This is a genomic window from Pseudoalteromonas fuliginea, assembly GCF_000690055.1.
GTDB classification, from domain to species: domain Bacteria; phylum Pseudomonadota; class Gammaproteobacteria; order Enterobacterales; family Alteromonadaceae; genus Pseudoalteromonas; species Pseudoalteromonas fuliginea.
Genome location: NZ_JJNZ01000003.1, coordinates 65,140 through 77,176 on the forward strand (window position 1 = coordinate 65,140; position 12,037 = coordinate 77,176).

The window sequence follows — 12,037 nt, forward strand, 5'->3', positions numbered from 1 at the left end:
TCCGAGGAGATTAAAATGATAGTTAGAAGTACTATATTTTAAAGAATATAAAGAAGTATATTTAAAGTGACTTTAAATATACTTGAATGGTCAATGCTAGTGATTTTGCTGCAAGGAATGGGACACCATTCCCAATAGTTTTAAACATATTTGACAGAGTCATATTAGGAGGTAAGCAAAACTCTTTAGGCAAAGATTGTATAGCTAAGGCTTCTGCCGCGCTTAATCTACGAGATTTATATGGATGTAAATGCACTTCGTTATTACCATATGCAGCAGTAGGAGAATAACGATGCCTATGTAATCGTTTAAAAGACTTTTTGCTTACATCACCCTCTTGAATAGATTCAAACTTAGGTAGGCCCTGCTTGGGCTTAAAAGAATGTTTGGAATTAGGATGATTATAAACTTTGTTTTTTTTAAACCAATACTCTACTGTTAATTCTTTATAATTCTTTAAAGAAGGCGGAAGTCTTTTTATGGAATCCTCACCATAAAGATTTTGACTCGGCCAAATAGCTTTATCTAACACTACGTTTTTTGGAAAAAGTATATTTCCTTGCCAATCAAATTGAGCTTCTAAGGTAGTTGAGTCAATCAACCCAGCACGAGAGCTATGAATACCAAACAATAAAATACGGTCTCTATCTTGAGGAACCCCATACTCAATACAGTTAGTTAAACGATCTGTCAGGATATAACCTTCATCTTCAAGGCGTGCTTTCATCGCTTCATAAAAAGTACGGTGCTTAATTGTTTTCCAGAGTCCTTTCACATTTTCAAATAAAAAGAAATCTGGTTTATTTTCAATTATAGCGTCTATATAAACACGACTTAACTTGCCATTACCTCCTTCAGAGCCTTTATTTTTACCTGCAATAGAAAAGTCTGGGCACGGTGGGCCCCCAATAAAACCAACTAAAGCTTCATTTTTAGCACTTGCAACTAAATTGACTAGTTCATTTGCACGTTCTCCTGTCACATAATCTTCAATACTTCCAGGGAAAAAGCCATACTGAGGTTCAGGCAATTTCATTGCTTTTCTAGAATACTTATATGCCTCCATAAACGGAGAATGAAATTCATTTACAAACCGAACATCAAAATCACTCATTTCAAAGCCCAGATCTAGAAAGCCACTACCGGAGAAAAAAGAAAAAATTATTGGGTTAACTGATGGCGCCAATTTAGAACCTTTAAAATAAAAATAGCTAGATAGTTTAGCGAACTATTTTACCCCAAAAAGCTAGTTAGTGTTAGTCACATGAGGAGCTGCTTTTTTACATCCAGCTTAAATTTTCATTAATCCTTAAAAGATCAGGTGATGTTTAATACATTTCATCATAGCTGAATTCACTATTAGGCTATTTATAATGAAGTCGCAGTTGACTTGCTTCAAATTGTCCTCACTTAATTCTACATTTGTCCTTGATTAGTTCTAATTGTCTCTGTTTACGTTCTTGAGACTCAGCCTATGCATACTGCCCACAAGCAAATCCACAGCTCCACGCATACTGAAAATTGTAGCCCCCTAACCAACCCGTTACGTCAGTTACTTCGCCTATAAAGTATAGGCCTTTGGCTTTTTTAGCTTCAAAGGTTTTTGAGCTCAACTCGTCGGTATCTACACCGCCCAATGTTACTTCTGCTGTTCTATAGCCTTCTGTGCCATTGGGTTTAATTTGCCAAGCGTGAATATAATTTACTAACTCATCTATTTGAGCATGGGTAAGCTGATTAATATTACAATCTGGTATCGCTTTGCTTTCGTGCAGTATTTCTATAAAGCGTTTAGGTAAAATAGTTGCAAGGCTATTTTTTAACGACTTTTGGGCTTGCGTTTCTCGCCAATCAGCAAGTTGCTGCCTTAAATCAATTTCAGGTAATAGGTTTATAGCTACAGCCTGCCCTGCTCGCCAAAATGAGCTTATTTGCAATATTGCTGGGCCCGATAACCCTCGGTGAGTAAAGAGGATATTTTCTTTAAATACGGTGCCGTCTTCGCTTGAAACTTCACATGGAATGCTAATTCCCGAGAGCCCTTCAAAACGCTCTTTATCATGCTGATGCAAAGTAAACGGTACAAGTGCAGCCATAGTTGGTAACACGCTTAAGCCAAACTGCTCTGCAATTTTATAGCCTATTGGTGTAGCCCCTAGTTTTGGCATAGTTAAGCCACCTGATGCTATAACTAACGACTCACAGCTTAAGGTTTCTTGCTCTGTGGTAACGCTATAGCCGGTTTCGGTTTTTGATACGCTGATCACTTCATTGCGTAGCTTTATATTTACCCCTGCCCACTCACATTCGGTCAGTAAAATATCAACAATGTCTTGTGCATTGTTATCGCAAAATAGCTGGCCTAGTGTTTTATGGTGATACGCTAATCCGTGCCTGTCCACCAGCTCAATAAAGTCATGCTGTGTATAGCGACTTAAACATGATTTAACAAAATGAGCATTTGCGCATAAGTAGTTATCGGGGGTTGCATTTTCATTTGTAAAATTACAACGCCCACCACCACTTATTAAAATTTTACGACCTGGTTTTTTCCCCATATCAAGTACTGTAACGCTTCGGCCACGGTATCCTGCTTGCGCTGCACACATTAATCCTGCAGCTCCCGCACCTATTACTATTACATCTACTTGGGTCATTTATTTATCTCGTTAAAATTTTTTTCGATTATAGCAAAGTTTAACAACAAACAGCGCGCAATCATTATCAATAATAACGCAACAAAATAAACCAGAAAAACAACCAATAATATTAACAAATCATAAAAAGCACGAAACACCCTAAAAACAACGATAAAAGTATTAAAAAATCATTAAAGTTCTTAGTTATAACCAAACAAAATACATAAAACGAAATTAACACTTTAACTTTATTAACAAATACTTTACCTTTGTTCCTACATCGTGAGCATTAATCACGAAATTACTAATAAAATCTAGGAAAAATTATGACAACAAGAAAAACTTTTCAAAAGTGCGCTATAGCTTTAACTGTAAGTACGCTTTTTTCAGCAACATCAAGTATGGCAAATCCAGCTCAAGCAATTGCTCCTTCAATGGCTGAAACCACAGCAAAACTACAAATCCAAAGCGGTTTTGAAACCCAATTCATTATTAAATATAAAAATAACAGTAATGAAATAGCCACTTTTTCAACAGCGAGCGCTAACTCATCAAATATGAAACAACGCGCTCAACGTTTTGTTAAAAACTTTTCGTCTAAAAAAGGGAAGGTAAAAGGTAAATATGTACGTGCAATGGCACTTAATAATCACCATGTTATGCGTGCAGACAAGAAGCTAAATGCAGCCGAAGCGCAAGAGTTTATGCAAGACGTTATTGCTTCTGGCAATGTTGAATACATTGAAGTCGATCAAATGTTGCAACCTTTTTCGACACCTAATGATCCTCGCTTTGATGATCAATGGCATTACTACGAGCAAGCGGGTGGTCTAAACTTGCCAGCAGCATGGGATACAGCAACAGGTACTGGCGTAGTGGTCGCGGTGCTTGATACAGGCTACCGCCCTCATGCTGATTTGAATGCAAATATTCTCCCTGGTTACGATATGATTTCTAACTTGTCGGTAGCAAATGATGGCGGTGGTCGTGATAGCGATGCTCGCGATCCTGGCGATGCGGTTGCAGCAAATGAATGTGGTTCTAACGGTGCACAAAACTCTAGCTGGCATGGTACGCATGTTGCTGGCACAGTTGCTGCTGTCACTAATAATGGTGAAGGTGTTGCTGGCGTTGCTTATAATGCAAAAGTAGTTCCTGTTCGTGTGCTTGGTAAGTGTGGTGGTTTAACATCTGACATTGCTGACGGCATTATTTGGGCATCAGGTGGAAGTGTTTCAGGCGTTCCTGCAAACTCAAACCCTGCAGATGTAATTAACATGAGTTTAGGTGGCAGCGGTTCATGTAGTTCTACAACGCAAAATGCGATTAACACAGCACGTAGCAATGGCACTGTTGTGGTTATTGCTGCTGGTAACGATAACGACAACTCAGCAAACTATAATCCAGGTAACTGTAGCGGTGTAGTAAACGTAGCATCGGTTGGGCGCAACGGCGGTCGCGCTTATTACTCAAACTACGGTAGCAATATTGATGTTGCAGCACCTGGCGGCGCACAAAGTTTTGCAAACGACTCTGAAGGCGTTCTATCAACTTATAATACAGGCTCGTCAACACCTTCAAGTGATAGCTACGGTTTTTCACAAGGTACATCTATGGCAGCTCCTCATGTTGCTGGTGTTGCAGCACTTATTAAGCAAGCCAAACCAAATGCTACGCCTGATGAAATAGAAAATATTCTAAAATCGACAACGCGTTCATTCCCAGCTTCATGTAATAACTGTGGTACTGGTATTGTAGATGCAGCAGCCGCTGTTGCTGCAGCAAGTGGCGGTACGACAACAACACCACCTGCAGCCGGTGGTGGCTCAGTAAGTGATGTAAGTGCTAATGCTGGTCAATGGAAACATTACACCCTAGATGTACCTGCCGGTATGTCTACATTTACCGTAACAACATCAGGTGGGACTGGCGATGCTGACTTATTTGTTAAATTTGGTAGCCAACCAACAGCATCAAGTTACGACTGCCGTCCATATAAAAATGGTAACGCTGAAACATGTACATTCTCAAGCCCACAAGCAGGAACATGGCATTTAAGCGTTAACGCTTACAGCACATTCTCTGGCTTAACTCTTACCGGACAATATCAGCCATAATTTATTGAAACAACTCCCTGAGAGCAAAGGTCAAGCTGAAAAGCTTGGCCTTTTTTTATTTAAAAACAATTTATAGCAACTCGGATTATGCCAATCTGCTTATATGGGTTTATTTAACGATAAGATAGTTGCGCAATAACAAGGCGAGGTATGACATATAGTTGTTATCACTAATTACGCAGTGCCTTACTTTATCTCCTACATCCATACAGCCGACTATGAATCATTTTTAATACGGTGAGTAATACCAATCCGCAATAATACTTAATCAATTTGGGGTATTAAATCTGACGCTAACTGTGTTAAAAATTTCTGATATAGGACAACTAAATAACGAAATTTTTGCCTTGTTATCAACACGGTTTTCTCACCCCAAAGTAGATCACTTAATTAGGGTATGTTGTTCTTTCAAGGTTGAATTTGCAGCATTCTGTTTGGTATTTAGGCAAGGCAGAGCCTATGCAGTGTGGTTATTCCCCATAAATGGGCGATAACGTAGCATTAATACCAAACAGGCGCTGCCCAAAGGATTCTTCCTAGGGGCTATTTACTCTTTGTTGCCTGCATGGATGTAGGTAAGGGCGTGAGCAGGAGCAGTTACCGAGCCCACTAGGTTACAAATTTCGCGCCGCGATTAAATAGCCCCTAGTTTGAATAAATTTTAATCCGCAAAGATCAACAGACCCCAGAAAATTAGTATAATTAAGAAATTAAAGCTATGTAATTAACCTGAACTCTGGATAATAAATCTATCTCAAGCAGAGTTCAGGTTAGTTAATTATTCAAACCAATATTAAATTACTTAACCACAAAAACAAAAAACCCAGCCTAGGCTGGGTTTTTACATTCTAAAAGAAGAACTAAAATTACTTAATTTTAGCTTCTTTAAAAAGAACATGTTTACGAATCTTTGGATCAAACTTTTTGATTTCCATCTTCTCAGGCATGTTACGTTTGTTTTTGTCAGTAGTGTAGAAAAAACCAGTACCGGCAGTTGAAACTAAACGGATTTTATCGCGCATGATTCAGATCCTTAAACTTTAACGCCGCGAGCACGGATTTCTGTAAGAACCGTGTCGATGCCTTTTTTATCGATAATACGCATACCTTTAGTAGTAGTGCGTAATGTTACAAAACGTTTTTCACTTTCAACCCAAAAACGGTGTGTTTGTAGGTTAGGTAGGAAACGACGTCTAGTCGCGTTTCTCGCGTGTGAACGGTGATTACCAACCGCTGGACGCTTACCTGTAACTTGACATACTTTAGACATGTCTATATATCTCCAATAACTTCGCTCGAGCTTAATTTAATCTAAGGCCGTGTATTTCTGCCCTAGAGATAAATCGAAGGGCGCTCTTTATACAGCTTTTACAGGCAAAGATCAAATACTGATCTATCCAACCAGCTCATATGTAAATTTGATAGCGGCCAATTATAAAGATCGAATGCCCTTAGGGAAAGTAAAAACTGCATTTAAATTAAACTAATTTGCCAAAATGTATTAAACAGCTCATTTTTAGCACATTTATCTATCTAAGGAGCTAAATTAGGCCTCGCTCAGCAAACGAAACACAAGTTTCACCGCCAACAATGATGTGATCGAGCACACTTATGTCGACCAATTGCAGCGCTTGTTGTAATTTATTAGTGATGAGTTTATCTGCTTGGCTTGGCTCTGCAATGCCACTTGGGTGATTATGGGCAAAAATAACAGCAGCCGCATTATTCTTTAGCGCAGCCTTTACCACTTCACGCGGATAAACACTGGCAGAATTAATTGTGCCATAAAAAAGTATTTCGTCTTTAACTAAACGATTTTGACTATCGAGATATAACACCATAAACACTTCTTGCTGCAAACCACGCATTTGAATTGTTAGATAATCGTAGACTGAATTTGGCGAATTAAATACGGCGTCTCGTTGGCAACGTTCCTGCATGTAACGTTGACTTAACTCAAGTACAGCTTGTAGCTGCACATACTTAGCAGTTCCTAATCCCTTTTGAGAGCAAAACTCTTCAATACTGGCGTTAAATAAATTATGCAGTGTTTTATTTTCATTCAATAAATGTTGAGCCAGCTCAATAACATTCATACCCGGTAACCCAGTACGTAAAAATATAGCTAGAAGCTCTGCATCACTTAATGCTTTGGCCCCTTTTTCAATGAGCTTTTCACGAGGGCGAAGCGAATTAGGTAGTGCAGTGAGTTGCATTATTCATCCTTGAGGAGCAAAAGTGTTCTATAAATGTAATGCAAAATTCAAATTTTGCCCGTTATTTTAGTATTAAAACTTAGCTCAATAAGCAAAGATTTGTTATTTTAGACACAATATTAAATAAGACTGATAAACAACCATGATCACTTTAACGAACAAAAAAATTGTACTTGGCATTAGCGGTGGTATTGCGGCTTATAAATGCGCTGAGCTAGTAAGGCGATTAAAAGATTCTGGTTGTGAAGTAAAAGTAGTCATGACTGAATCCGCTAAGCACTTTATTACACCATTGACTATGCAAGCTGTAAGCGGCGAAATTGTCTCAGATTCATTATTAGACCCTTCAGCCGAAGCTGCAATGGGCCATATTGAATTTGCAAAATGGGCTGATCTAATTTTAGTTGCTCCTGCAACGTGTAATATTATCGCCAAAATGGTCGCTGGTATTGCTGATGATTTACTAACTACGCTGCTACTGGCGACACCTGCAAAAGTAGCTGTTGCGCCAGCAATGAATCAACAAATGTATGCCCACGCAGCCACACAGGCTAACTTGGCAACGCTAAAGGCACGTAACGTACTTATTTGGGGGCCAGGCAAAGGCGAGCAAGCTTGTGGCGATGTTGGCGCAGGACGCATGCTAGAGCCACATGAACTTGTCCAGCTATGTATTACAAAAGAGCACCCACAACTGCTTGTTGGCAAAACAATTACAATAACAGCAGGTCCAACGCGAGAGCCACTCGATCCGGTGCGTTTTATATCAAATCACAGCTCAGGGAAGATGGGCTACGCACTTGCAGAAGCGGCTTTATTACTTGGCGCAAAGGTTAACTTAATTTCAGGCCCTGTAGCTATAAAAGCCCCTACTGGCGCAAATCTTATTAATATAGAAAGCGCTGAGCAGTTATTAACTGAATCACTTGCTTACGCGCCACAATCAGATGCATTTATTGGCTGTGCTGCTGTTGCAGATTACCGAGCTGCAAACATTGCGACTCAAAAAATGAAAAAGCAAGGCGACGAACTCACACTGACTTTAACTAAAAACCCTGACGTAATTGCTGCTGTTGCTAATCTTAAGCAAAACCGCCCTTATACAGTAGGGTTTGCTGCCGAAACTCAAAATGTAGAAAGCTATGCTAAAGGTAAACTAAAGAATAAAAATCTAGATATGATTTGCGCTAATGACGTATCAAAAAGTGGCTTAGGGTTTAATTCCGATCATAATGCTTTAACACTGTACTGGCATAACGAACAACTAGAATTACCAACTACAAGTAAAATAGAAATAGCTCGCAAGGTGATCGAACAGCTGGCCAAACATCTATAAAAAGGCTGGAAACAAACTGAATAAAACATTAACATACGCCATTCATTTGAACAAAAAATGACTAGGGTTCTTAACTGCGCCACTAAGAATAACTAATAAAAAGGAATGTTCATGCCTGCGACAAAAAGAAGTAATCGCAAAGAGCAAATACTGCAAGCACTCGCACAAATGCTAGAAACCAGCCCTGGGCAACGAATCACTACAGCTAAGCTAGCTGCTGAGGTAGGTGTATCTGAAGCTGCGCTATATCGCCACTTTCCGAGCAAAGCACGTATGTTTGAGGGCTTAATTGAGTTTATTGAAGATACTCTTTTATCGCGCATTAACCTTATTTTAGAAAACGAAAAAGAAAGCCAAGCACGTATATATAATATTTTATTGCTGCTACTCACATTTGCTGAAAAAAACCCAGGTATTACACGTATTCTAACTGGCGATGCTCTGCAAGGTGAACAAGAGCGATTACGTGAGCGTGTACAAAGTTTTTTTGAAAAACTAGAAACTCAGTTTAAACAAGTACTTCGTGAGAGAAAGCTTCGTGAAGGTAAAAATTTTCAAAGTGATGAGCTTACGCTTGCAAACTTTTTACTTGCTTACGTTGAAGGAAAAATGAATCAGTTTGTACGTAGCGACTTTAAAGTTAAACCAAGTACTCAATTTGAAAAACAATGGCTTGAGCTACAAAAAATTTGGCTGTAATGTTTGCTAAATTAATAAATTAAATACGATAAAACGACCTACGGGTCGTTTTATCGTATATAGCTGCCATTTATCTGATCCGCTCGAATTATGAACCAAACTCGTTACAATGAAACAATGTCATAATACGAGAATCAATAATGAAAACAAAACTCACCTTATTAAGCACGGCACTCATTGCCAGCTTAACTAGCACCGGCATACACGCCAAAGAATCGCTACAATTTAAAGACGTATTTAGTTTTAAATCAGCTAAAAGCACGCAACTATCTGACAATGGCCAAGTACTCACTTTTAGTGCAACGCCGTATCGTGGAAATGCAACTGGCCAAGTTTACTCACTACAAAGCAATACACTCATCGCAGAAGTAGAACGCGGTACAAAGCCTCATATTAATAAAGCCGCTAACTGGGTCGCTTTTACACAAGTACCTACCTTACTTGAAAAAGAAACAACCAAAAAAAAAGACACACTTAAAAACAATCTGGTACTCGTAAACACACAATCAGGTGCTCAACAAAGCTTTGCTGATGTAAAAGATTACACGTTATCTGATGATGGTATGTGGCTTGCTTATCGTTTAAATAAAAAAGACGATGACGCAAAAGTAGAAGATAAATCCGATAGCACTAAAAACGAAGAAGACAACGCTATCACGCCCGATAAAAAAGATAAGAGCTATCCACTTGTTATCGTAAATTTATCTGATAAACGCAGCCATACAATAGAAAACGTATTTAGCTACGCAATTAACTCAGCTAACAGCCAGCTATTAGTGAGTCAAAGTTACAGCGACGGTAATAACAACCAAATAGCGTTAATTGAGCTAAGTGACTTTAATAGCAGTGCATTAATTGATGAACCGGGCGTAATCGCAAATAAAATAGCGTGGCACCCAACTGACAATATTGCAGCATTTACATTGGGTAACTATGTAAATGATGACTCGCGCCGTCGAAGCTACACTTTACAGCTATATAAAAACGAGAAGCTTGCAACTATAGATTCACCTAATAAAGCATGGACGCTAGGTAAAACAGCATCCCTTAAATGGTCAGAAAATGGCGAGCGCTTATATTTTGAAAACCATCCAAAATTAGCAGCTAAAGTAAAAGCCAAAGAATATACCGACGAAGCCTCATTGTACGACTTTGATACCATACGTGAACATAAAGGTTTAGATGTATGGCACAACAACGATGCGCAAATAAAACCGCGTGAAGCACAGCAATGGAACGAAGTTAATAAAAACCGCCATTACAGCGCGGTATATCACGTTAACTCGCAAAAAGTGGTACAGCTCAGTACCACTAATATGCCTGAGGTTGCACTAAACCCTCAGCGAGATGTATCTTTACTTGGCTCATCTAACATCCCCTACCTAGAAAAAATAATGTACGGCGGTTTTTTTGCTGATTACTTTGCAGTAAATATAAACACCGGTAAACAAACTCCCATTATTAGCAACTATCCGTTTAGACCAAGCCTTGCACCAAACGGTGAATTTGCAGCTTACTTTAACGACAGCCAAATACAGTTAAAAGATTTAAAAAATAATAAAGTAACACCGCTTACAAAAGCGATTCAGGCAACCTTTGCTGATGATAAACACGACTACCCGTCTACTCAACCTGGTTATGGTTTTGCTGGTTGGATGACCGATAGCAGCCAAATACTTGCTTATAGTAAATACGATATTTGGGCGTTTGACGTAAAAACGCAGCAAGCTAAACGCCTAACTAATGGTAAGCAAAGCAATACGCAGTACCGTGTTATTAAGCTTGATAAAACCCAAGTGGGCTTTAAAAAAGGCGATACATTACTTGTCTCTGCTATTAACTTACAAACTAAACAAAGCGAAGTTGCAAAGCTCGACTTAACCACTAACACACTAACTAAGGTGCTTAGCGGTAATAAACGCTTTGATATAGTTAAAAAAGCCAAAAAGGCTGACAAGTACTTATTTATCTCGCAAACTTATAGCCAATTTCCTGATTACTACCAAACTGATTTTAGCTTTAGCGCACCAAAACAAGTGACCACGCTAAACCCACAAATTAGTAATTTTGCATGGGGCGAAAAGCCAGAACTAATAAGCTATAAAGGTTTTGATGGCGAAGACTTACAAGGCGTACTAATAAAACCAGCGGGCTATAAAAAAGGCGATAAAGTACCTGTGGTTGTGTATTTTTACCGTTACATGAGCCAGCGTATGTATGACTTTCCAAAAATGGAATTAAACCATCGCCCTAATTTTCCTATGTTTACCTCAAACGGTTATGCGGTATTTTTACCTGATATTCGCTTTGAAATAGGTCACCCGGGTAAATCGTCAACGCAAACCATGATAAACGCCACCCAAAAGCTTATTGATTTAGGTATAGCTGATAAAAACAAAATTGGCTTACAAGGGCACTCATGGGCAGGTTATCAAAGTGCGTTTATGATAACCCAAACAGATATGTTCAAAGCGGTTGTATCAGGTGCACCAGTATCAAACATGACCAGTGCTTATAGCGGCATTCGATTAAAATCGGGGCTTGCTCGTCAATTCCAATACGAAACAGGGCAAAGCCGTATAGGTAAAAACTTATTTGAAGCACCAGATCTGTACATAGAAAACTCACCGGTGTTTTTTGCAGACAAAGTGAATACGCCTATTTTGATAATGTCTGGTGATAAAGATGATGCCGTACCTTGGCATGAAAGCGTCCAGTATTATTTAGCACTTCGTCGTGCAGGAAAGAACGCCACCTTCTTGCAGTACGAAGGCGAACCGCATCATTTGAAAAAGTTTCCTAATCAGGTCGACTTTTCTGTGCGTATGATGCAGTATTTTGATCATTACTTAAAAGGTAAACCTGCTGCTAAATGGATGGTTGAAGGTGAGGCCTTTATTAAAGAGTAGTACCAACCAGCATAAATATTTGATCAATTTAACGAATTAAATTGCACTATAACGTCGTTAAAAATTTTTTATTTACGACTGCATGGATGCAGGAGGTAGAGCAATGCAGGGAGCAATTGCC

9 protein-coding genes are annotated in these 12,037 nt (G+C 39.0%); 4 read left to right on the forward strand and 5 right to left on the reverse strand.

Annotated elements, in window-relative coordinates:
- Positions 1-61: 61 nt before the first annotated feature.
- Together DC53_RS19150 and DC53_RS19145 are read right to left on the reverse strand one after the other, a co-directional pair.
- Entirely contained in the window at positions 62-1,186 is a 1,125-nt protein-coding gene (locus tag DC53_RS19150) for a DNA cytosine methyltransferase (protein WP_033028357.1), read from the reverse strand.
- 286 nt (positions 1,187-1,472) lie between these two features.
- Positions 1,473-2,657: a BaiN/RdsA family NAD(P)/FAD-dependent oxidoreductase gene (locus DC53_RS19145; protein ID WP_007378617.1), complete on the reverse strand. Its 1,185-nt coding sequence runs from the start codon at positions 2,655-2,657 to the stop codon at positions 1,473-1,475.
- A gap of 308 nt (positions 2,658-2,965) precedes the next feature.
- Between DC53_RS19145 and DC53_RS19140 the strand changes: the two genes are divergently transcribed.
- Positions 2,966-4,756, forward strand: a complete 1,791-nt coding sequence (locus tag DC53_RS19140) for a S8 family peptidase (protein ID WP_033028358.1) — start codon at positions 2,966-2,968, stop codon at positions 4,754-4,756.
- 866 nt (positions 4,757-5,622) lie between these two features.
- Here DC53_RS19140 and rpmG read toward each other — a convergent pair.
- From rpmG to radC, 3 genes are all read right to left on the reverse strand, one after another.
- Positions 5,623-5,778, reverse strand: coding sequence for a 50S ribosomal protein L33 (gene rpmG, locus DC53_RS19135; RefSeq protein WP_004335545.1), 156 nt, complete (start codon positions 5,776-5,778; stop codon positions 5,623-5,625).
- Positions 5,779-5,789: 11 nt separating this feature from the next.
- Positions 5,790-6,026 (reverse strand): 50S ribosomal protein L28, encoded by a 237-nt coding sequence (rpmB, locus tag DC53_RS19130; protein ID WP_004335549.1) that lies wholly within the window; start codon positions 6,024-6,026, stop codon positions 5,790-5,792.
- 271 nt (positions 6,027-6,297) lie between these two features.
- On the reverse strand, positions 6,298-6,972 hold the full coding sequence (radC, locus tag DC53_RS19125; RefSeq protein ID WP_007378615.1) for a RadC family protein: 675 nt from the start codon (positions 6,970-6,972) through the stop codon (positions 6,298-6,300).
- 142 nt (positions 6,973-7,114) lie between these two features.
- Between radC and coaBC the strand changes: the two genes are divergently transcribed.
- The 3 genes from coaBC to DC53_RS19110 all read left to right on the forward strand — a co-directional run bounded on the left by coaBC (position 7,115) and on the right by DC53_RS19110 (position 11,916).
- Positions 7,115-8,308 (forward strand): bifunctional phosphopantothenoylcysteine decarboxylase/phosphopantothenate--cysteine ligase CoaBC, encoded by a 1,194-nt coding sequence (coaBC, locus tag DC53_RS19120; protein ID WP_033028359.1) that lies wholly within the window; start codon positions 7,115-7,117, stop codon positions 8,306-8,308.
- Positions 8,309-8,419: 111 nt separating this feature from the next.
- Positions 8,420-9,007 carry a nucleoid occlusion factor SlmA gene (gene slmA, locus DC53_RS19115; protein ID WP_007378613.1) on the forward strand — a complete coding sequence of 196 codons (588 nt, stop codon included), beginning with the start codon at positions 8,420-8,422 and terminating at the stop codon, positions 9,005-9,007.
- Positions 9,008-9,147: 140 nt separating this feature from the next.
- Positions 9,148-11,916 carry a S9 family peptidase gene (locus DC53_RS19110; RefSeq protein WP_033028360.1) on the forward strand — a complete coding sequence of 923 codons (2,769 nt, stop codon included), beginning with the start codon at positions 9,148-9,150 and terminating at the stop codon, positions 11,914-11,916.
- Positions 11,917-12,037: the final 121 nt, after the last annotated feature.